17 protein-coding genes are annotated in these 22855 nt (G+C 56.5%); 7 read left to right on the top strand and 10 right to left on the bottom strand.

Annotated elements, in window-relative coordinates; genetic code table 11:
- Positions 1 to 2 precede the first annotated feature (2 nt).
- Genes CWR52_RS13110 through CWR52_RS13095 form a run of 4 tightly spaced genes read right to left on the bottom strand, consistent with a single transcriptional unit; the run spans position 3 to position 4607 of the window.
- Entirely contained in the window at positions 3 to 878 is an 876-nt protein-coding gene (locus CWR52_RS13110) for a [formate-C-acetyltransferase]-activating enzyme (protein WP_104949870.1), read from the bottom strand.
- On the bottom strand, positions 844 to 3141 hold the full coding sequence (locus tag CWR52_RS13105) for a formate C-acetyltransferase (protein WP_104949869.1): 2298 nt from the start codon (positions 3139 to 3141) through the stop codon (positions 844 to 846). Before CWR52_RS13105 ends, CWR52_RS13110 begins: the two co-directional genes overlap by 35 nt.
- Before the next feature lie 51 nt (positions 3142 to 3192).
- The gene (locus CWR52_RS13100; RefSeq protein WP_104949868.1) at positions 3193 to 3513 is read right to left on the bottom strand and encodes a PTS fructose-like transporter subunit IIB; all 321 of its coding nucleotides are present in this window, start codon (positions 3511 to 3513) and stop codon (positions 3193 to 3195) included.
- 14 nt (positions 3514 to 3527) lie between these two features.
- The gene (locus tag CWR52_RS13095) at positions 3528 to 4607 is read right to left on the bottom strand and encodes a PTS fructose transporter subunit EIIC (protein ID WP_104949867.1); all 1080 of its coding nucleotides are present in this window, start codon (positions 4605 to 4607) and stop codon (positions 3528 to 3530) included.
- A gap of 303 nt (positions 4608 to 4910) precedes the next feature.
- Between CWR52_RS13095 and ptsP the strand changes: the two genes are divergently transcribed.
- Genes ptsP through gldA form a run of 3 tightly spaced genes read left to right on the top strand, consistent with a single transcriptional unit; the run spans position 4911 to position 9205 of the window.
- A complete protein-coding gene (gene ptsP, locus CWR52_RS13090) occupies positions 4911 to 7412 on the top strand; it encodes a phosphoenolpyruvate--protein phosphotransferase (RefSeq protein ID WP_104949866.1) in 2502 nt (833 codons plus the stop codon).
- Positions 7413 to 7426: 14 nt separating this feature from the next.
- Positions 7427 to 8089 carry a fructose-6-phosphate aldolase gene (fsa, locus tag CWR52_RS13085; RefSeq protein WP_069719789.1) on the top strand — a complete coding sequence of 221 codons (663 nt, stop codon included), beginning with the start codon at positions 7427 to 7429 and terminating at the stop codon, positions 8087 to 8089.
- A 12-nt stretch (positions 8090 to 8101) separates the two neighbouring features.
- Entirely contained in the window at positions 8102 to 9205 is a 1104-nt protein-coding gene (gene gldA / locus CWR52_RS13080; protein WP_104949865.1) for a bifunctional L-1,2-propanediol dehydrogenase/glycerol dehydrogenase, read from the top strand.
- A 91-nt stretch (positions 9206 to 9296) separates the two neighbouring features.
- Here gldA and katG read toward each other — a convergent pair whose 3' ends face one another.
- The 4 genes from katG to metB form a co-directional block, all read right to left on the bottom strand.
- Positions 9297 to 11477: a catalase/peroxidase HPI gene (gene katG, locus CWR52_RS13075; RefSeq protein ID WP_104949864.1), complete on the bottom strand. Its 2181-nt coding sequence runs from the start codon at positions 11475 to 11477 to the stop codon at positions 9297 to 9299.
- A gap of 148 nt (positions 11478 to 11625) precedes the next feature.
- A complete protein-coding gene (metF, locus tag CWR52_RS13070; RefSeq protein ID WP_104949863.1) occupies positions 11626 to 12513 on the bottom strand; it encodes a methylenetetrahydrofolate reductase in 888 nt (295 codons plus the stop codon).
- Between the two features lie 226 nt (positions 12514 to 12739).
- Entirely contained in the window at positions 12740 to 15172 is a 2433-nt protein-coding gene (locus tag CWR52_RS13065) for a bifunctional aspartate kinase/homoserine dehydrogenase II (protein WP_008501797.1), read from the bottom strand.
- A 2-nt stretch (positions 15173 to 15174) separates the two neighbouring features.
- Entirely contained in the window at positions 15175 to 16335 is a 1161-nt protein-coding gene (gene metB, locus CWR52_RS13060; protein WP_104949862.1) for a cystathionine gamma-synthase, read from the bottom strand.
- Positions 16336 to 16611: 276 nt separating this feature from the next.
- Between metB and metJ the strand changes: the two genes are divergently transcribed.
- A complete protein-coding gene (gene metJ, locus CWR52_RS13050; RefSeq protein WP_003862042.1) occupies positions 16612 to 16929 on the top strand; it encodes a met regulon transcriptional regulator MetJ in 318 nt (105 codons plus the stop codon).
- A gap of 41 nt (positions 16930 to 16970) precedes the next feature.
- On the opposite strand, the gene CWR52_RS13045 is transcribed toward metJ, so the two are convergent.
- Positions 16971 to 17651 carry an oligogalacturonate-specific porin KdgM family protein gene (locus CWR52_RS13045; protein WP_104949861.1) on the bottom strand — a complete coding sequence of 227 codons (681 nt, stop codon included), beginning with the start codon at positions 17649 to 17651 and terminating at the stop codon, positions 16971 to 16973.
- A 312-nt stretch (positions 17652 to 17963) separates the two neighbouring features.
- The gene (rpmE, locus tag CWR52_RS13040; RefSeq protein ID WP_003862040.1) at positions 17964 to 18176 is read right to left on the bottom strand and encodes a 50S ribosomal protein L31; all 213 of its coding nucleotides are present in this window, start codon (positions 18174 to 18176) and stop codon (positions 17964 to 17966) included.
- 200 nt (positions 18177 to 18376) lie between these two features.
- Between rpmE and priA the strand changes: the two genes are divergently transcribed.
- From priA to ftsN, 3 genes are all read left to right on the top strand, one after another.
- Positions 18377 to 20572, top strand: coding sequence for a primosomal protein N' (priA, locus tag CWR52_RS13035; protein ID WP_104949860.1), 2196 nt, complete (start codon positions 18377 to 18379; stop codon positions 20570 to 20572).
- 119 nt (positions 20573 to 20691) lie between these two features.
- Positions 20692 to 21717 carry a DNA-binding transcriptional regulator CytR gene (gene cytR, locus CWR52_RS13030; RefSeq protein WP_021242811.1) on the top strand — a complete coding sequence of 342 codons (1026 nt, stop codon included), beginning with the start codon at positions 20692 to 20694 and terminating at the stop codon, positions 21715 to 21717.
- 93 nt (positions 21718 to 21810) lie between these two features.
- Complete coding sequence (gene ftsN, locus CWR52_RS13025) at positions 21811 to 22800, top strand: cell division protein FtsN (protein ID WP_032635441.1); 990 nt, start codon at positions 21811 to 21813, stop codon at positions 22798 to 22800.
- Positions 22801 to 22855: the final 55 nt, after the last annotated feature.

The following is a 22855-nucleotide window of genomic DNA, read 5'->3' as shown; positions in this document are numbered from 1 at the left end:
GTTCAGCCTCCCAGGGTAACATTGAAACCTTCGCGCTCGGCCAGTAGACGCATCGCTGACACCTCATCTTCTGTCGGCGGGCTCGCTTGCCGCATTCCCCACTTCTGCCCCAGCAGGCGGTATTTTGGCTCCCCATACTGATGGAAGGGCAATAAATGCAGCTGCCGTATTCCTGAAGGTAGCAGGAAAGCCAGCACGCGCGCCATGTTCGTTTCGTTAAGCGTATAGCCAGGAATAAGCGGGACGCGGGGAATCACGTTTATCCCGTCAGCCACCAGCTGACGGAAATTATCCAGTACTCTTGGAAGATTCATTGCCACAATTGATTGGGCCAGCGCCGTGTCCATGATCTTCAAATCAAACAGCACTTCATCACACTGGCGCGCCAGCGGCAGTAGTCGGGACAACGGCGCATCGCCTGCCGTTTCGATGGCCGTATGCACGCCGAAACGACGCAACCTCTGTAGAAACTTTGTCGCGAAAGGCGCCTGCAGCAACACTTCCCCGCCCGAAAGCGTCACCCCGCCTCCCGAGGATCGAAAGAAGACATCGTCTTTCATTACCTCGTTTTCCAGCTCATCCAGGGTCACATCTCTTCCGATATGCCCGAAGGCACCGGACGGACATTCATCTGCGTCCCGCAGGCAGGGAACACAGTGCAGGCATTTACTCTCCCGACGCACCGTTTCGATTTTCGGCGAGATCGACTCCGGATTCGCGCACCACGGACAGCGGTGAGGGCAGCCTTTAAAAAAAACCACCGTACGGATGCCGCGTCCGTCATTTAATGAGTAGCGCTGGATATTGAAAATACGCGCCACGTCGACGCGCGTTTCAACCACGTCACAGCTGATGCGCTGTGCGGCGGATAATGTCATCCTGGATCTCCTTCGATAGCTCAACAAAGAAGGCGCTGTAGCCTGCAACGCGTACCACCAGCCCGGCAAAATCCTGCGGACGCTGTTGCGCTTCACGCAGTGTTTCTGCGTTCACCACGTTGAACTGAATATGCTGCAATTTAAGCTGCGTGAACGCACGAAGGAAATCCGCTAGCTTTTGCAGCCCGGCATCACCTTCCAGCGTCGCAGGGGTGAATTTAACGTTTAGCAGCGTACCGTTAGATAACAGATAGTTATCCAGCTTACTTACCGATTTAAGTACCGCCGTCGGGCCTTGCATATCTTGCCCAAGCATCGGCGAGAGTCCACCGTCTGCCAGTTGCTCACCCGCAAAGCGCCCATCCGGTGTCGCGCCAACTACAGCGCCCAGCGGTACGTGTGCCGATACGGTATAAGAGCCCGGGGTGAACTGTCCGCCGCGTGGATTGCGGTATTTTTCAACCTCTTTACAGTAGTGGCGCAGCAGCTCCGCGCTGATGTTGTCGACATCATCAATATCGTTACCGTATTTTTCGAAGCGATTGATCAGCCGGGCACGGATTTTTTCACCGTCTGGCGTAGCAAAATTGGCTTTTAATACGGTTAACAGCTCATCAAAACTTAAGCGCTGCTGTTCAAAGACCAGTCCTTTCAGCGCGTGCAGTGAATCGCTCAGGTTGGCTATCCCGATCCCCTGAACGCCAGAAAAGTTATACCGCGCCCCGCCGTCGGTAATGTCTTTCCCTGATTCCAGACAATCGCTTATGAATGAAGAGAGTAACGGCACCGGAGCCCAGTCACGATGGCCGATATCGCAGATATTGCTCCCCTCGACCATGAGCGCAATGTAGTGATTAATTTTGGCGCGAATATGCTCCAGCAAGTCTTCATAACTCAGCGCTGCGTTGCCTTCGTTTTCCTGCATGGCGATTTCCATGACTTTCAGCAGGTTAAACATGGCGATATCGTGTAATCCGTAAGTTTTACCCGGAATCGATAGCTCAACGCAGCCTACAACCGCGTAATCACGGGCATCTTCTAGCGACACCCCCCGATTCAGGAAAGCAGGCACCACCACTTCGTCATTGAAAATCTGCGGGATACCGGTGCCCAGGCGGATCGTCTCCGCCGTTTTAAGCAGAAAAGGACGGTCGATAAGTTCGTTAACCCGCACGCCAAGGTTCGGTTGAGGAAGCTGAACGCTCTGGTAAGCATCCAGGCACAGGAAGGAAAGCACATTCACTGCGCTACGTCCGCTCTCCGTTAAACCACCCAACAAGGCGGTATAACCCGTCGGGAAACCAGCAAAATAACGTGCGCTACTCGTCGAACGTAAAAGCACCACGTCATTGCATTTCACCCACAGGGATTCAAGTAACTCTTTCAAAAATGCGGGATCGTCTCCCTGCGTTAATGAGGCTTGATAAAACGGCAGCATATACTGGTCAAAGCGCCCGATAGAAAGCGAGCTGGCGTTGGATTCGTATTGCAAAATGACGTTCATATACCAGAACAGCTGACACGCCTGCCAGAACGTTTGCGGCTTATGCTGCGCGTTATGACGCGAGATTTCTGCAATCTTCTGTAATTCTTCACGCCGCGAAGCTTCATCACAGTCGGCCGCAAGCGTTTCAGCCAGCGCGGCATAGCGCAGAATATGACGCTGGGATGCTTCAAGCAGAATCAGCGCGGCGGCATAGAACGTGTTCTGCGCATCGCGGGAACAGTGTTCGCGCAATTCCTGCACCAACGCACCCAGGCCGTTATTGAGCAGGCGCGGATAATCAATAATGATATGCCCCTGCCCTTTGTCCGTCTGGTTGATGCTGAAAATTTGCGTTCCCACAGCGGCTTTCACCTCATCCGTCATCTGGCTGTTGATGAAATCCTTCATCGACCGTTTTTCCCAGTAGGGATACAGCACGTCGCGGTAGATCTGCTTATCCGCTTCGCCGATCTCGAAGCGGTCCTGCGGACGTGTGGAAAACTGGTCCAGTTCCTTAAGCAGCCAGTACGGATCCATCTCAGGGGACATAATGCCCGCGCGCGGTTTAACGGTCCGGTTTCCGGCAATCAGTTCCTCATCACGAATCGCGATGTTCACATGGTCAAGAATGTACGCCGTGGCTTTTGCTCGCCTGAGGATAACCGGCTCGCCCTCCGTCTGCTGATGGCTGGCGGTATAGAGCAAAGCACGCTCAAGCGAGATTTCACGTGGACTGGCAAATAGTGCGTCTTTCAAACGCTGGGTACGATTCGTCATGAGGGAACTCCTGTAACGGAAAACGAGCCCGCCCCGAAGGGCGGGAGAGCGTCAGGCGGTTTGCGCCAGGTGGGCATCAATTTTGTTCATGATGGCGTCAGCGCGTTTTACCGCATCGCTGATATTGACGCGTACAATGGTCTTCCCGGCAAAGCGCTCTACAAATTTAATGCCGATATCTTTGGTCAGGATCACCATATCTGCGGCGGCAACGTCGTCTGCCGTCAGTTCGTTCTCCAGGCCAATCGACCCTTGCGTTTCAACCTTCACTTCCCAACCTTTAGCTTTGGCGGCACTTTCCAGCGCTTCGGCCGCCATGTAGGTATGGGCAACGCCTGACGGACATGCTGTTACTGCGATAATTCGGGCCATGTTCTTTTCCTCACTCAGTTAATTTCGAAATCCAGATCCAGGTCGTCCTCTTTTTCCTCGACCTGTTTTGCATTCTTGCGGGCAAAACTCTTGAGCACGTTAACGCTAATGGCCGTCACCACAGCCCCCACGGCAACCGCCACGATGTAGCCCAGCTTGCCCTCCACCACAGGGAGAACGATGAGCCCGCCCCAACCGGCATAACATTGTGCGCCCATCACGGCAGCTGTCACTGCGCCACATGCGGATCCCAGCATGATGGAGGGAATGACACGCAGAGGATCGGCAGCGGCGAACGGAATGGCCCCTTCGGTGACCCCCACGCAGCCCATCACTAATGCAGCCTTGCCCGCTTCGCGCTCTTCACCGGTAAAATTCTTGCGATTAATCAACGTCGCCAGGCCTAAGCCCAGAGGAGGCACGCAGATGCCTACCGCCGCAATCGCCACCACGGTGTAGACGCCCTGAGCAACGCAGATCAGCATGAAGGCATAGGCGACTTTATTAATCGGGCCGCCCATGTCGAAGGCCAGCATCAACCCCATGATGATGGCCAGCACGACGATGCTGCCCTGCTGCATCCCTTGCAGCCACTGGGTTAAGCCCGTCGTCAACGCACCAACAGGTTCGCCCAGACCCCACATCATGATGCCCGCGGTAACAAAGGTGCCGATGATAGGGATGATGAAGATAGGCATGACGGAGCGCAGGACTTTCGGGACTGGCAGTTTTTTCAGATACCAGACCACAATCCCGCCGAGGATCCCGGCAATAATGGCGCCGAAGAAACCCGCACCGAAGCTGTTACCAACCCACGCGGCAATAGCACAGGGAGCAAGCGCGGCGCGCTCGGCAATGGAGTAGCCAATATAGGCGGCCAGGAAAGGCACCATCAGCGTTAACCCCGCCACGCCGATATCGAATAGCTTTTTGAGGTTGGGATCGGTTGCGGCATCCGGTACCGCGCCCTTGCCGTACAGCATGACTGAAACCGCCAGCAAAATACCGCCCGCGACCACGAACGGGATCATGTGCGACACCCCGGTCATCAGATGCTGCCGCGTGTTCTTGAGAATATGCACCAACTCTTTCATATGTCGCTCCAGGCCTAAAACCATAAAGATGTTGTGGCAAACAATAGGCAATCAGGGAGACGGCGGACAGGAGACAAAAAGGCCATTTACTGGATTTTTGTAATGTCGAAATGAAAATGCGATCCGCCTCGACATTTCGAAGCACTCCGGCGTTAAGCAAACATTCATAACCTGTGAGTCAAATCTCACTTTTCGCGTGATATTACATTTATCCAGTGTTTGGCAGATTTGTCACATGGCGCGCATCATCACCACGCTCGTATGCTGTTCCCCAATGAATGTTGATTGCTTTCAGGAGTGTGTATGGCTCTGGTAGTGGAATTTACCTGTGAATTACCCAACGGGGTTCACGCGCGTCCGGCAAGTCATGTGGAGACGCTGTGCAATACGTTTATCTCACAGATCGAATGGCATAATCTGCGCACCGACCGAAAAGGGAATGCCAAGAGCGCACTGGCACTTATTGGCACCGACACGCTGGCAGGCGACGCCTGTCGTCTGGTGATCCACGGTGAAGATGAGCAGAGCGCCCATCAACAGCTGGAACAATGGCTCCGGGAAGAGTTTCCACACTGTGATGCACCGCTCGCAGAAGCCATCAATATTGAGCGCGATCCGCTGCCAGAATCCCTCGCGCGCCTTAATCCAACGCTTTTCCGCGCCCTGCCCGTTTGCAGCGGTAGCGCCCAGGGCGTGTTGACCTTGCTGACCTCGCTGGATCTCAATGCACTGACGGATTTACCCGACGCGAAAAACGTGGAAGAAGAGCAGTCAGCGCTGGACAGCGGCCTCACCCTGCTGGTGAAAAATATTGAGCTGCGCGCACTGGACAGCGACAGCACCGCCAGCGCCATTCTTGAAGCCCATCGTTCGCTGGCTACGGATACCTCTTTGCGCCAGCATCTTCTTGCGGGCGTAAGCCAGGGGCTAAGCTGTGCGCAAGCGACAATCGCCACAGCCAACCATTTCTGCGATACGTTCTCTCGTTCCAGCAGCAGCTACTTACGGGAACGTGCGCTGGATGTGCGCGATGTCTGCTATCAACTTTTACAACAGATTTATGGTGAACAACGCTTCCCCGCACCGGGACAGCTCACTCAACAGAGCGTTTGTCTGGCTGATGATCTTACGCCCGGCCAGTTCCTGGAACTCGATAAAACCTTACTTAAGGGGCTGCTGTTAAAAAGCGGCGGAACCACCTCGCACACTGTCATTCTTGCACGTTCCTTTAATATTCCGACGCTGGTGGGCGTCGACAGTGAAAGCCTGCTGCAGTGGCGCAATAAACCCGTATTTATTGATGGCAATGCCGGTGCGGTCGTGGTCAACGCCAGCGATGCGGTGGCACGCTACTACCGCCAGGAAGCACGAGTACAACAGGCACTACTCGAGCAGCAGCGTATCTGGCTCGATCGGGAAGCCAGAACCGCCGATGGCCTGCGCGTTGAGATTGCCGCGAACATCGCCCACGCGGTGGAAGCGCAGGCAGCATTCGGGAACGGCGCAGAGGGCGTTGGCCTGTTTCGCACCGAAATGCTGTATATGGACCGCAGCAGCGCACCCGGTGAAAACGAGCTGTACAACATTTTCTGTCAGGCGCTGGAGAGTGCAAACGGGCGCAGCATTATCGTGCGTACCATGGATATCGGCGGCGATAAGCCGGTGGCGTACCTGAATATCCCGGCCGAAAACAACCCGTTCCTCGGCTACCGCGCCGTACGCATTTACGAAGAGTATGCAGCGCTTTTCACCACCCAGCTTCGGGCGATCCTGCGCGCCTCTGCTCACGGCAGCCTGAAGATCATGATCCCGATGATCTCTTCTATGGAAGAGATCCTGTGGGTGAAAGAGAAACTTGCCGAAGCGAAACAGCAGCTCCGGGCTGAACATATTCCATTTGATGAAAAAATCCCGCTCGGCATCATGCTGGAAGTGCCTTCGGTAATGTTCATCATCGATCAGTGCTGTGAAGAGATTGATTTCTTTAGCATCGGCAGCAATGACCTGACGCAGTATCTGCTGGCCGTCGACCGCGACAACGCCAAAGTCGCACGCCACTACAACAGCCTGAACCCAGCCTTCCTGCGGGCGCTGGATTACGCGGTGCAAGCCGTCCATCGCCAGGGGAAATGGATTGGCCTGTGCGGCGAACTGGGTGCAAAAGGTTCGGTGCTGCCATTGCTGGTGGGTCTGGGTTTGGACGAACTGAGCATGGGGTCGCCCGCCATTCCGGCAACCAAAGCGCGTCTGGCACAGCTTGATAGCCGCGCCTGCCGCCAGTTGCTGAATCAGGCCATGGCGTGTCGCACTTCGCTTGAAGTGGAACACCTGCTGGCGCAGTTCCGCATGAACCAGCAGGACACGCCGCTGGTGTCACCACGCTGTATTTCGCTGGACAATGACTGGAACAGTAAAGAAGAGGTCATGAAAGGGATGACCGATAACCTGCTGCTCGCCGGACGTTGCCGCTACCCCCGCAAGCTGGAGGCCGATCTGTGGGCGCGCGAAGCCGTATTCTCTACCGGTCTTGGCTTCAGCTTCGCCATTCCGCACAGCAAGTCTGAGCACATTGAGCAATCCACCATCAGCGTCGCACGCCTGAAATCGCCGGTCATGTGGGGCGATGAAGAAGCGCAATTCATCATCATGCTGACGCTGAATAAACACGCCGCGGGCGACCAGCATATGCGTATTTTCTCCCGCCTGGCCCGCCGCATCATGCATGACGATTTCCGCAGCGCGCTGGTCAACGCCAGCTCAGAAGAGGCCATCGCCTCCCTGCTGCAACACGAATTAGAACTCTGAAACGAGGAAGAGTAATGGAACTGTACCTGGATACCGCCAACGTGGCGGAAGTAGAACGCCTGGCGCGCATCTTTCCCATCGTGGGCGTCACCACCAACCCGAGCATCATTGCCGCCAGCCGTGAATCCATCTGGGACGTGCTGCCGCGCCTGCAACAAGCCATCGGGCCGGAAGGCACGCTGTTTGCTCAAACCATGAGCCGCGATGCCGAAGGCATGGTGGCAGAAGCCAAACGTCTGAGTAACGCCATTCCGGGCATTGTGGTGAAAATCCCGGTTACGGCTCAGGGGCTTATCGCAATTAAAGCGTTGAAAAAAGAGGGGATAACCACACTGGGGACCGCCGTTTACAGCGCGGCGCAGGGCCTGCTCGCCGCACTCGCAGGGGCGAAATATGTCGCGCCGTATGTAAACCGCGTCGACGCGCAGGGCGGTGACGGCATTCGCATGGTTCAGGAACTGCAGTCCCTGCTGGAACTGCACGCGCCGGAAAGCAAGGTGCTGGCCGCCAGCTTCAAAACGCCGCGCCAGGCGCTGGACTGCCTGTTGGCAGGATGTGAAGCAATCACGCTTCCCTTAGACGTAGCGCAACACATGCTCGGCACACCGGCGGTAGAGTCAGCCATAGAGAAGTTCGAGCAGGACTGGAAAAACGCGTTTGGTAACCTCAACCTCTAAGGGAGAACTGTTATGGACCGTATCATTCAATCGCCGGGGAAATATATCCAGGGCGCTGATGTGCTCACCCGTCTCGGCGACTACCTGAAACCTCTGGCCAATCGCTGGCTGGTTGTCGGCGATAAATTTGTACTGGGTTTTGCCGAAGAGACCCTGCGTCAGAGTTTTAAAAAAGCCGAACTGCATGCCGAAATCGCGCCGTTTGGTGGCGAATGCTCACAAAATGAAATCGATCGGCTGAGAAAACTGGCCGACAGCGCCGACTGTTTGGCGGTCCTGGGCATTGGCGGCGGTAAAACGCTGGATACCGCCAAAGCGCTGGCCCACTTTATGGACGTGCCGGTCGCCATTGCGCCGACTATCGCTTCCACCGATGCGCCCTGCAGCGCCCTTTCCGTCATTTACACCGACAGCGGTGAGTTCGATCGCTACCTGATGCTGCCGCACAACCCGAACATGGTCATTGTGGATACGAAAGTGGTAGCGGGTGCGCCAGCACGTCTGCTGGCCGCCGGGATTGGCGATGCGCTGGCGACGTGGTTTGAAGCGCGCGCCTGCTCGCGCAGCGGCGCGACTACCATGGCCGGAGGTAAATGCACCCAGGCGGCGTTAGCCCTGGCCGAGCTGTGCTACAACACGCTGGTTGAAGAGGGTGAAAAAGCGATGCTGGCGGCGGAACAGCATGTGGTAACGCCTGCGCTGGAACGCATCATCGAAGCCAACACCTATCTCAGCGGCGTCGGTTTTGAAAGCGGTGGCCTGGCAGCGGCACACGCTATTCATAACGGCATGACGTCGGTGCCGGATGCACATCACTTCTATCATGGCGAGAAAGTGGCGTTTGGTACGCTGACGCAGCTGGTGCTGGAAAACGCGCCGGTAGAAGAAATAGAGACCGTCGCGGCGCTTTGCCACAGCGTTGGGCTGCCAATCACGCTGGCACAACTGAACATCAAAGAGGATATTCCGGCCAAAATGCGTCTGATCGCCGAAGCGTCCTGTGCGGAAGGAGAAACCATCCACAACATGCCCGGCGGCGTCACGCCGGATCAGGTCTATGCGGCGCTACTGGTGGCCGACCAGTATGGACAGCGATTCCTGCAGGAGTGGGAGTAATAAAAAAGCCGGGTGGCGCTGCGCTTACCCGGCCTACATGGCACTTGAATTTCCAGGCCGGATAAGGCGTAGCCGCCACCCGGCACAAGGGTTACTTCACGTCAAACCGATCCAAATCCATTACCTTCGCCCATGCGGCAACGAAGTCGCGAACGAACTTCTCATGCGCATCATCGCTGGCATAAACCTCTGCCAGCGCGCGCAGGACGGCGTTAGAACCGAAGACCAGATCGGCGCGGGTGGCGGTATATTTCACTTCACCGCTGGCGCGATCGCTTCCGGCAAACAGCTCATTGGATTCGTCGGTCGCCTTCCACTGGGTGTTCATATCCAGCAGATTCACGAAGAAATCAGTGCTCAGCACGCCCTCACGGTTGGTGAACACGCCGTTCTTGCTGCCATCAAAGTTGGCACCCAGCACGCGCAGGCCACCAATCAGCACCGTCAGCTCCGGCGCGGTCAGCGTCAGCTGCTGGGCTTTATCAACCAGCAGCGACTCCGTAGTGGACACATCCACCTGCGCACGGTAGTTGCGGAAGCCATCGGCAATCGGTTCGAGCAGGTTAAACATCTCGATATCCGTCTGATCCTGACGCGCATCAACGCGGCCCGGCGTGAACGGCACGGTGACGTACACGCCCGCCGCTTTTGCGGCCTGCTCAACCCCTACCACGCCCGCCAGCACGATGATATCGGCCAGAGAGGCTTTGTTGGTGGTGCGCTGGATAGCTTCGAGCGCCGGTAACGCGCGAACCGCCGCGGCGTTCACATCCCAGTCACGCTGAGGCGCCAACGCCAGACGCGCGCCGTTGGCACCGCCACGTTTGTCGCCGCCGCGGAAGGTCGATGCCGACGCCCAGGCCACAGAAACCAGTTCGCTCACGGAGAGACCGGAGGCCACAATTTCCGCCTTCAGGCTCTCAATGTCTTCTTTCGACGGGTTGAACACCGCCTGCGGCAGCGGGTCCTGCCAAATCAGATCTTCTTTCGGCACTTCCGGGCCAAGGTAACGCGATTTTGGCCCCATATCACGGTGGGTCAGTTTGAACCACGCGCGCGCGAAGGCTTCGTTGAAGGCCTGCGGATCGTTCAGGAAACGGCGGGAAATCTTTTCGAATTCCGGGTCAAAACGCAGCGTCAGGTCGGTGACCAGCATGGTCGGCTTGCGTTTTTTCGACGGATCGAACGGATCGGGCATGATTTCCGGTGCATCAACGGCTTCAAACTGAATCGCCCCTGCCGGGCTGCGGGTCTGCACCCATTCGTATTTGAACAGGTTCTCGAAGAAGTAGTTGCTCCACTGCGTCGGGGTTTGTGACCAGATGACCTCCAGACCGGAGGTAATGGCATCAGCGCCCACGCCCGTGCCGTGCGTGCTGGCCCAGCCCAGGCCCTGCGCTTCAATTGGTGAGGCTTCCGGGTCGGTACCCACGTGGGTAGCTTCACCCGCGCCGTGGGTCTTGCCGAGGGTGTGGCCGCCTGCAATCAGCGCCACGGTCTCTTCATCGTTCATGCCCATGTTGCCGAAGGTCGCGCGAATCGCTGCCGCCGCTGACAGTGGTTCACCGCTGGCGTTTGGCCCTTCCGGGTTCACGTAGATCAAGCCCATTTCGGTGGCGGCCAGAGGACGCTTCGCCAGCGCTTCCGGATCGCGGTGGGTCAGCCAGGCTTTTTCATCACCCCAGTTCACGTCCAGATCCGGTTCCCAGACGTCTTCACGCCCGGCACCGAAACCAAAGGTGCGGAAGCCCGAATTCTCCAGCGCCACGTTACCCGCGAGGATAAACAGGTCAGCCCAGGAAATTTTTTGTCCGTATTTTTTCTTGATGGGCCACAGCAGGCGGCGCGCCTTGTCCAGGCTCACGTTATCCGGCCAGGAGTTCAGCGGCGCAAAGCGCTGTTGTCCGCGTCCTGCCCCGCCGCGTCCGTCAACGGAGCGATAGGTGCCTGCGCCGTGCCACGCCATGCGGATAAACAGGCCCGCATAGCTGCCCCAGTCGGCAGGCCACCACGGTTGGGAGTCGGTTAAAAGTGCTTTGAGGTCGCCTTTAAGGGCAGAGTAATCAAGCTTGCTGAATTCTTTGCGGTAGTCGAAGTCTTCACCCAGCGGGTTCGAACGATTGGAATGTTGGTTAAGAAGATCGATGCGGAGTTGTTTTGGCCACCAGTCGCGGCTGCCTGTACCTGCGCCCGCGCTGTGATCGACGCCGCCCTGATGGAACGGGCATTTGCCGACTGATGCCGCTTTATTGGTCTCGTCTGACGTGCTCATCGCTATGCTCCCTTTTACAGTGTTACCGTTACGATATACACCACTAGCAATAAGATATAGTTGAATTAATCCACAGATTCGATAGTTAATACCTTTTAACTTTTTTGTTGGATTAAAAAACCCTCACTTAGTGAGGGTTTTTAGCGGGTTACGCCGGACGAACGCCTAAGGTATGACAGATGGCATAGCTCATTTCCGCGCGGTTAAGGGTATAGAAGTGGAAATCCTTCACGCCTTCACGGCTTAAAATTTTCACCATGTCCATCGCGATATTGGCCCCCACCAGCTTGCGGGTTTCCGGGTCATCGTCCAGACCTTCGTACATTTTGGACATCCACAGCGGAATGCGCACGTTGGTCATATCGGCGAATTTCTTCGCCTGTTTGAAGTTAGAGACCGGCAGAATGCCCGGGATAATTTCAACGTCGATGCCCGCGGAGACGCAGCGGTCACGGAAGCGCAGGTAGCTTTCGACATCAAAGAAGAACTGGGTAATGGCGCGGTTGGCTCCGGCCTCCACTTTACGCTTGAGGTTAAGCAGATCCGCCTGGGCGCTTTTCGCTTCCGGGTGAACCTCAGGATAGGCGGCCACGGAGATATCGAAATCGGCAACGTCTTTCAGCAGCGCGACCAGATCGGCGGCATACATGTCCGGCTTACCGCTGCCCGGCGGCAGATCGCCGCGCAGCGCAACAATATGCCGAATGCCGTTATTCCAGTAATCCTGGGCGATGGCACGCAGTTCGTCGCGGGTGGCGTCGATACAGGTGAGGTGCGGGGCCGCTTCCAGACCGGTGCGATCTTTGATGCCTTTAATGATGCTGTGCGTACGGTCACGCTCGCCGGAGTTCGCACCGTAGGTCACGGAGACAAACTTCGGTTTCAGGCTGCTGAGACGATCGATAGAGCTCCACAGGGTTTGCTCCATTTCACTGGTGCGCGGCGGGAAAAATTCAAAAGAGACGTTAATCTGGCCGTTTACTTCGGCCAGGCTCTGGTTCAGTGCTTCCCGCTGGTTGGCGTGAAAAAAGCTCATACCCTACCCCTATCAATCGCGTGTCATTGTCTGTTGTGTTGTGAACTTCTATACGTTTAGACGTCCAGATGTAAAAATGACGGAAAAGCGGAGGGACGTCAATAGAAATAATCAACAATAACGGTGAGGTTTGCTCAGGGAAGATGAGGGAAATTCATGATGGGGGTGAGTGCATTCTGATGCCCTCACCCTGCCCCTCTCCCACAGGGAGAGGGAAATTGAGTTTTTACAGCAGCTTAGCCAGACGGTTGATGTCGGACTGGATGGCCCCGGCGGTAACGTCGCGCCCGGCGCCCGGGCCGCGGATCACCAGCGGGTTATCGCGGTACCAGCGGCTTTCGATGGCGAAGACGTTATCGCACGGCAGCAGCGCCGCCAGCGGATGTTCAGGACGCACCGCCTCGACACCGACTCGCGCTTTTCCGTTGGCCTCGAAACGCGCCACGTAACGCAGCACCAGCCCCATCTCGTTCGCGGCTTCCAGACGCTGCACCATTTGCTCGTTAAGCTCTTCCCCATTTTCAAAGAAATGGTCCACAGAACCTTCCTCACAGCCGGCAGGCACCAGCGACTCGACGCGTACGGAATCCGGTTCGATGTCATAACCGGCTTCACGCGCCAGGATCACCAGCTTGCGCATCACGTCTTTACCGGAGAGGTCAACGCGCGGATCGGGTTCCGTTAAGCCCTGCTGCCACGCCTGATCCACCAGGTCGGTGAACGGTACGGTGCCGTCAAACTGCAGGAACAGCCAGGAGAGCGTGCCGGAGAAGATACCGCTCAGCGCCAGAATGCTGTCGCCGCTTTCAATCAGGTCACGCACGGTATGGTTTACCGGCAGGCCCGCACCCACGGTGGCGTTATACAGCCAGTGACGGCCGGTTTTTTCAAACGCGTCGTGGATCTGGCGGTATTTATCAGTGCTGCTTGCCCCCGCCAGCTTGTTGGCGCTGATGACGTGGAAACCGTGGCTGGCGAAATCAAGGTACTGATCCGCAAGCTGTTCGCTGGCGGTCACGTCCAGCACCACCAGATCGTCATACGGGTGTGCACGCATCCACAGGAACAGCGACTCTTCGTCCTGCTCGACGGCTTCATCATTAAAGAAGGCAAGCGCGCGGCTGGCATCCAGCCCTTCGTAGTTCAGCAGGCTGCGGCGGCTGTCCACCACGCCTGCGAGAATGAATTCGAACCCGGTACGCGCCGAAAGCGTGACCTGTTCGCGGGCAAACAGCTCCAGCCAGCGGGAACCGATGTTGCCTTTACCAAACAGCACCAGGCCGATGCGTTTTTCCGCGCGGAACAGGGAGGTATGCAGACCCTGAATCAGGCTTTCGGTTGGCCCTTTGCGAAGAACGGCCACCAGGCTAATGCCCTCTTCCGATTGCCAGGTAAATTCCACCGGCTGGCCTTTCAGCTGCTGCCAGAAGCGGTGGCAGTGCAGCGGGTTACGGGTGACGCCCGCGCCCACCATCGCCACCAGCGCCAGCCCCTGACGCAGGCGAAGCTCGCCCGGCAGACCGGCTTCATCCAAAATTTTCAGGGCGCTGTCCGCCACTTCTGCGGTATAGCAGAACTGCAGCAGCTGGCGGTCATTGTGAACACCCACGGCCAGCGGACGCACCTGGGCGCGTTTCAGGATCGTGTCGATCTCTTTATGCGCCAGCCTGAAGTCCTGGCCCGCAGGCACCTGGAACTCAATCAGGCAGATGTCGTCGTGGCTGGTGACAATACGCGCCCCGGTACCGGACGCCAGCACGCGCTCAATGCGCGTGGAGCCTTGATCCGGGGTGTAGCTGCAGCGCAGCTGGAGGTCGATATCACTGCCGGAAACCGGCTGCAGGGTGCGCGCGTGCAGCACTGGTGCGGCCAGACGCGCCAGTTCGCTGGCTTCATCCAGGCGCAGCAGCGGCAGCAGGCAGGCATCTTTTACTTTGCGCGGGTCCGCGCTGTAAACACCGGCCACGTCGCTCCAGATGGTGACACGGGACACGCCCGCCAGCGCACCGATTTGCGTTGCCGAGTAGTCGGAGCCGTTACGGCCCAGCAGCACGGTTTCACCCGCGTTGCTGCGGCTGATAAAGCCGGTAACCACAATGCGTTTGCCCGGATGCTGCACCAGCAGCTGTTGCAGCAGCGGGTAGGACAGGCCTTCATCCACCTGTGGCTGCGCGGCGCGTTCGGCGCGCAGGAAATCACGCGCGTCGAGCCAGGCGGCGTCCACACCCAGGTGTTGCAGAACCGCAGCCATCAGGCGCGCGGACCACACTTCACCGTGCCCCACCACTTCGGCATACACCGCATCGGTAATGCCGCTATCCAGCAGGGCGGCCAGACGCTCAAGGTCATGCGTGAAGGCGCTGATCAGCCCGTCCGCTACGTCCGCAGGCAGCAAGCCAGCAATCAGCTCGCTCTGGTAACGACGTAAGGACTGTTGCACCTGATGCGCAGAAAGGCGATCGGTCTGACTCAGTTTCAGCCAGCTAATCAACTGGTTGGTGGTGCTGCCCGCCGCCGAGACAACCATCATGTCACCCGGCTGTGAATATTCCGTCATGATCCCTGCGACACGCAGGTAACATTTCACATCAGCAAGACTACTACCACCAAACTTGTGCAGTTGACGACCCTTCGCCCCTGCCTGCGCTATCACACTCATGATTACCCCTTGGCTGCGATCCGGAAGCCATTTTCCAGATCGGCAATTAAATCTTCAGAATCTTCAATACCGGTTGAGATCCTCAGCAGCGTCTCAGAAATCCCGGCGGCGGCACGTGCTTCGGGTGCCATTCCTGCGTGCGTCATGGTCGCGGCGTGGGAGATCAAGCTTTCAACCCCACCTAAGGATTCCGCCAGCGTAAACAATGACAGCCCGCTCAGGAAGCGACGCAGCGTTTGCTCGTCACCATCCAGTTCAAAACTTAGCATCGCGCCAAACCCTTTCTGCTGGCGCGCGGCAATCTCGTGCCCCTGATTTTCCGGCAGCGACGGGTGATACAGCTTCTTCACCAGCTGCTGGGTTTTCAGGAAGTCGACAATCGCCTGAGCATTGCGCTGCGCCACGTCCATCCGCGGCGACAATGTGCGGATGCCGCGCAACAGCAGGTAGCTGTCGAAGGCGCCTGCGGTGACGCCAATATTATTGGCCCACCATGCCAGTTCGGTGACAACGTCGGGATCTTTGGCAATCACCACGCCTGCTACCACATCAGAATGGCCGTTCAGATATTTAGTGCATGAATGCAATACCAGATCGGCACCCAGTGCGAGTGGGTTCTGAAGGGCCGGACTGAGGAACGTATTATCCACTACACTTATCGCTCCCGCATCCCTTGCGAGCTGACAAATTTTCGCAATATCGACAACGCGCAACAATGGATTGCTTGGACTTTCTACCAGAACCAGCTTTGGCTTCTCTGCCAGCGCCTGTTTCAGCGCCTGTTCGTCGTTTTGATCGACAAACAGTACGCGATAGCAGCCGCGTTTCGCCAGGCTATCAAACAGGCGATAGCTGCCGCCGTAGCAATCGTGCGGCGCAACCAGCAGGTCGCCTGGTTTCAGGAACACCGTGGTCACCAGGTGAATAGCGGACATCCCCGTGTTGGTTAACACAGCACCTGCGCCACCTTCCAGTTCGGCCAGCGCACGCTGGGTCACGTCACGCGTAGGGTTGCCACGACGCGAGTAATCGTGCGCGCGGGGTTCATTAAATCCGGTGAAGTTGTAGGTACTGGAAAGATGAATGGGCGGGACAACGCAGCCGTACTGCTCGTCATCATTTAATCCGCTACGCACTGCGATAGTGGCCTGTTTACGCGTCATGGTGAGGGCTTCCTGGCGAATGAGATGAAAAGTCAGGCACCAGAGTAAACACTGAAAGTATGGACGTCAATACATCTGGACATCTAAACTTCTTTGCGTATAGATTGAGCAATGCGCAAATAGCCGTTAAAATTATATGCTTTAGTGCACGCTGCAGCGGCAATATCCGTGCCACGGTATCGTCTCTACGGTAAACTAGGCAAGATTGCGGTTCAAAACGGGTGGTTACCGGTTTTGCACCTTTAAATAAATGACTGAGAGGATTAAAGGTATCTCATGGCTGAATGGAGCGGCGAATATATCAGCCCATACGCTGAGCACGGTAAGAAGAGTGAGCAAGTAAAGAAAATTACGGTTTCCATTCCTCTGAAGGTGTTGAAGATCCTCACCGATGAACGTACGCGTCGTCAGGTGAATAACCTGCGCCACGCAACCAACAGCGAACTGCTGTGCGAAGCGTTTCTGCATGCGTTTACCGGTCAACCGTTGCCGAACGATGACGATCTGCGCAAAGAGCGTAGTGACGAAATCCCGGAAGAGGCGAAAGTAATCATGCGTGAACTGGGTATTGACCCGGAGACGTGGGAATACTAACTGCGGTGTGATCCCGCTGAGGTGACTCAGCGGGATAGTTTTTAGAAGTTGTAGCCTAGACCCACGCGCAGACGCGTCTGGCGATCGTCGCTGGTGGCGGTGTTATAGCCGGAAGAGACATTGCCCACTTCGATAAACGGGATCCACGAGTTGATGTTATACGCCACGCGGAAGTTATATTCGTAATCTTCTTTTTTATTGTTATACAGGTCTTCGTTGTCGGCGAATTTATAAATGCCGTTTAACTCGAACATCCAGCTATCAATATTATAACCCAGCCACACTTCCGGACGATAAACCATACGGTCATCTTTACCGTCAGCATTACGGCGAGTGTACTCCGTACGATAACGAAACGCCGTCCACCAGCTGTCATTAATATTATACTGTACGCGCAGATAAGGCTTATAGATGGCCATGTCATCACCCATTTCAACGGCGATGCCCGGCTGCCATATAAAACCTTGCCAGGTAAATTGATAGCTTGCGGTATATTCGTTGCTGTTACTTTCCATATTATTAAGCGCGTCGTTAGACTGCTTGTTATCGGAGCGCGATACCGCCTCAACCGCTACGCCAAAGCCTGTGCCAAAGCGGTGTGACATGTACACACGGTCATAGTTACGCCCATCGTCGTAATACTCGTGTCGGTAATCCACATATCCCGCCTGCGCCGCGCACGATATTAACGGAAGCACAAATAAGACTTGCTTCAATTTCATAACAGTTCCCTCGAAGTAAATGCGCCCTGAAAGCCACCTTGTCGTAATGGCGAATAAGAATGTATGACGGGCGAAGTGTAATTTTACGAAACGAGAGAAACCTTTTAATTTTTGACACACTCATTAAAAGGTGGCAAAGAATTAAAGAAATGAGAGATGCAGTTCACTATCCGTTAAAAAATACATCAGTCAAATATTTTAATACAATGATGCGTAATTAATTATTTTAGAGAGAAATATCCAGGTGTGATTTATTCAGAAGGGATATAACAGGCACAAAAAAACCGCCCGTAGGCGGTTTTTTCTGGATGCTTATTTAGCGCCCGGGATGCTGAAACGCTTGTTGAAGCGGTCAACACGGCCACCGGTTGCAACATCACGCTGCTTACCAGTGTAGAACGGGTGGCATTTGCCGCACACGTCCAGGTTCAGATCGTGACCCACGGTAGAGCGGATCTGGATAGAGTTACCGCAAGAACAGTTTGCAGTAATCATTTCGTATTTCGGGTGAATATCTTTTTTCATGGGAGAACCTCAGTTAAGGCCGCGTCGCTCTTCCAGCCCTAACGCCAGACACCACGCGATGTTGATTGTAAGTTCTTTGGCGTAAAGTACACCAAAGGCGGCGAATCATACAGAATTTGACCAACGTATGCAAACTGATCCGCACGCCGCTTTTACTAATGTGTATACTAACGCGCCACTTTTCAAGTCAGGAAGATTCGATGCCCGTCGCTCACGTTGCCCTGCCCGTTCCGCTTCCCCGCACCTTTGACTACCTGCTGCCCGACAGCATGAGCGCCAAAGCGGGCTGCCGCGTGACCGTGCCGTTTGGCAAACAGCAGCGCGTGGGGATTGTTGTCTCCGTCAGCGATCAAAGCGAACTGCCGCTCAATGAACTGAAGTCGGTGGTTGAGGTGCTGGACAGCGAGCCGGTTTACTCCACCAGCACCTGGCAACTGCTGCTGTGGGCGGCAGATTATTATCATCACCCGATTGGCGACGTCCTGTTCCACGCTCTGCCCATCATGCTGCGCCAGGGCAAAAGCGCCAGCCACGCGCCGATGTGGTACTGGTTTGCCACGGAGGAAGGCCAGGCCGTCGACATCAACAGCCTGAAGCGTTCGCAGAAACAGCAGCAGGCGCTGGCGGCGCTGCGTCAGGGGAAAATCTGGCGGCATCAGGTCGACGAGCTTGAGGTCAGCGAAACGGCGCTACAGGCATTGAGAAAGAAAGGGCTGAGCGACCTGGCAAGCGAAGCACCTGCCCTTTACGACTGGCGGGAAAATTTCTCCGTGTCAGGGGATCGCCTGCGTCTGAATACCGAGCAAGCCACCGCGGTAGGCGCGATTCATAGCGCCTCCGATCATTTCTCTGCCTGGCTGCTGGCGGGGGTCACCGGTTCCGGCAAGACCGAAATTTACCTGAGCGTGCTGGAAAACGTGCTCGCGCAGGGCAAACAGGCGCTGGTGATGGTGCCGGAAATTGGCCTGACACCGCAAACCATCGCCCGATTCCGCGAGCGCTTTAACGCGCCGGTTGAGGTGCTGCACTCCGGCCTGAACGACAGCGAGCGCCTCAGTGCCTGGTTGAAAGCGAAAAACGGCGAAGCGGCGATTGTGATTGGCACCCGTTCGTCGCTGTTCACGCCGTTTAAAAATCTTGGCGTAATCGTGATCGACGAAGAGCACGACAGCTCCTATAAACAGCAGGAAGGCTGGCGCTATCACGCCCGCGATCTGGCCGTCTACCGCGCGCACAGCGAGCAAATTCCTATTGTTTTGGGATCCGCCACGCCTGCGCTCGAAACGCTGCACAACGTGCGCCAGCGTAAATACCACATGCTGCGCCTGACGCGCCGGGCGGGGAATGCCCGTCCGGCCATTCAGCATGTGCTGGATCTGAAAGGTCAGCAGGTCCAGGCGGGGCTAGCGCCTGCGCTGATCACCCGCATGCGCCAGCATTTGCAGGCGGGGAATCAGGTCATTCTGTTCCTCAACCGTCGCGGATTTGCACCCGCCCTGCTGTGCCACGACTGCGGCTGGATTGCCGAGTGCCCGCGCTGCGATCACTACTACACCTTCCATCAGGCCCAGCGGCATTTGCGCTGCCACCACTGCGACAGCCAGCGTCCGGTGCCGCGCCAGTGCCCGTCATGTGGTTCAACGCATATTGTGCCGGTCGGTCTGGGGACGGAACAGCTGGAACAGGCGCTTGGGCCCTTCTTCCCTGACGTGCCAATTTCGCGTATCGACCGGGACACCACCAGCCGCAAAGGTGCGCTGGAACAGCAGCTGGCGGAAGTGCATCGCGGTGGCGTGCGCATCCTGATTGGCACCCAGATGCTGGCCAAAGGCCACCACTTCCCGGACGTGACGCTGGTCGCCCTGCTGGACGTTGACGGCGCGCTGTTCTCAGCAGATTTCCGCTCCGCCGAGCGCTTCGCCCAGCTTTACACTCAGGTTGCCGGACGTGCAGGACGCGCCGGTAAACAGGGCGAAGTGGTGCTGCAAACGCACCACCCGGAGCACCCGCTGCTGCAAACCCTTCTGCACAAAGGCTATGACGCCTTTGCCGAGCAGGCGCTGGCGGAACGCCAGACCATGCAGCTACCGCCGTGGACCAGCCACGTCATCATCCGCGCGGAAGATCATAACAACCAGCAGGCGCCACTTTTCCTGCAGCAGCTGAGAAACCTCCTGCAGGCCAGCCCGCTGGTGGATAACCCGCTGTGGATTTTGGGCCCGGTGCCTGCCCTCGCGCCAAAACGCGGCGGCCGTTTCCGCTGGCAGATCTTGCTCCAGCACCCCTCGCGTATTCGTCTTCAGCATATCGTCAGCGGCGCGCTGGTACTGATAAACACCCTGCCCGAAGCGCGAAAAGTGAAGTGGGTTCTGGACGTCGACCCTATCGAAGGCTGAAGCTGGATCGAAAAATTTAACGCTCCTCACACTTTTTATGAAAATTCTGTAACCGATTCCATTAACTATCTGTAAAAATGGTGATGTCAGAAGTTCGGTGTTCAGGCGAGGAGAAGACGTTGAAGTCCAGGAAAGAGGTTGCGACTGCGACCATGAAAGACGTTGCCCAGAAAGCACAGGTCTCTACGGCAACAGTATCCCGCGCATTAATGAACCCGGATAAAGTCTCCCAGGCGACCCGTAACCGGGTGGAGCAGGCTGCGCTTGAAGTGGGCTATTTTCCGCAGGCAATGGGGCGTAACGTCAAACGCAACGAGTCGCGCACCATCCTGGTAATTGTGCCGGACATCTGTGACCCTTTCTTTAGCGAGATTATCCGCGGTATTGAAGTCACCGCGGCGGAACAGGGGTACCTGGTGCTGATTGGCGACTGTGCCCACCAGAACCAGCAGGAAAAAACCTTCATTGACCTCATCATCACCAAGCAGATCGACGGCATGCTGCTGCTTGGCTCTCGCCTGCCGTTTGATGCCAGTATCGAAGAGCAGCGTAATTTACCGCCGATGGTCATGGCCAACGAGTTTGCGCCGGAGCTGGAGCTGCCGACGGTCCATATCGATAACCTCACCGCCGCGTTCAACGCCGTAAACTATCTCCAGGAGCTGGGGCATAAGCGTATTGGCTGCATCGCCGGGCCGGAAGAGATGCCGCTGTGTCACTACCGTTTGCAGGGCTACGTTCAGGCGCTGCGCCGGACCGGCGTCACCGTCGATCCGCACTACATTGCACGCGGTGATTTTACCTTCGCTGCCGGCGGACAGGCGCTGGAGAAACTTCTGGATCTGCCTGAGCCGCCAACCGCCGTATTTTGTCACAGCGACGTGATGGCACTGGGCGCATTATCGTATGCCAAACGCCGCGGTCTTCGCATACCGAAAGATTTATCCATCATCGGATTTGATAATATTTCGCTTTCGGAATTTTGCGATCCGCCGCTCTCAACGGTCGCTCAGCCGCGCTACCAAATCGGCCGCGAAGCGATGCTGCTTCTGCTGGATCAGCTTCACGGTCAAACAGTTAGCAGCGGCTCACGGTTGCTGGACTGCGAACTGATCGTCCGCGGCACGACCCAGGCATTGACTTAAAGTAAACGTCTTTCGGATACCCTTATCTGGTCAAAGCCCCGCCGCTTAAGTAACATGGCGGACTGACGAACGAATAAATACAGCGAAACGATAGTGGCACAACGAGATTATGTACGTCGCGGCCAGCCGGCACCTTCGCGACGCAAAAAGAGTAGCTCAAGAAAAAAGCAACGTAACCTGCCTGCTGTCTCGCCAGCAATGGTCGCTATTGCTGCGGCTGTAGTCGTCGCCTTTATTGGTGGCCTGTACTTTATCACGCACCATAAAAAAGAAGAGTCAGAGGCGCTTCAGGCCAGTAAAGTCGCCGGAAATGGCCTCCCTCCGAAGCCTGAAGAGCGCTGGCGCTATATCAAAGAGCTGGAAAGCCGTCAGCCTGGGGTGCGTGCGCCAACCGAACCTTCTGCGGGTGGTGAAGTGCAGAATGCGAATCAGCTGACGGATGAGCAGCGTCAGCTGCTGGCACAAATGCAGGCCGATATGCGCCAGCAGCCTACGCAGCTGAACGAAGTGCCGTGGAATGAGCAGACGCCGGAACAGCGTCAGCAAACGCTGCAGCGTCGCCAGGCACAACAGCAGATTCAGCAGCAACAGCAGTGGGCGCAAACTCAGCCTGTACAGCAGCCTAAGGCACAGCCGCGGGTCACGGAACAGCCGTATCAGCAGCCAACGCGTACGGTGCAGTCTCAGCCTGTCCAGCAGCAGCCTAAAACGCAGCCGCAGAAGCAGGCGGCTCAGCCGTATCAGGATCTGCTCCAGACGCCAGCCCATACCACCGCCCAGCAGCCGAAAACGCAGCAGGCCGCGCCGGTAACGAAAGAGACCGAAGCGCCGAAGCAGACGGCGGAGAAAAAAGACGAACGTCGCTGGATGGTACAGTGCGGTTCGTTCAAAGGTGCGGAGCAGGCGGAAACGGTACGCGCGCAGCTGGCCTTTGAAGGGTTTGATTCGCGTATTACCACCAATAACGGCTGGAATCGCGTGGTGATTGGTCCGGTCAAAGGCAAAGAAAATGCCGATGGCACCCTTTCTCGTTTGAAAATCGCCGGTCACACAAACTGCATTCGACTCGCCTCCGGGGGTTGAAACCCCCAAAATCCCCCCCATCTATCATTTAATTCAGCCCTGAGCACAGGCTCAG

Origin of the sequence: Enterobacter sp. SGAir0187, from assembly GCF_002952735.2 — a bacterium.
GTDB classification, from domain to species: Bacteria; Pseudomonadota; Gammaproteobacteria; order Enterobacterales; family Enterobacteriaceae; genus Enterobacter; species Enterobacter quasiroggenkampii.
This window is presented reverse-complemented; position numbering and strand designations above follow the sequence as displayed.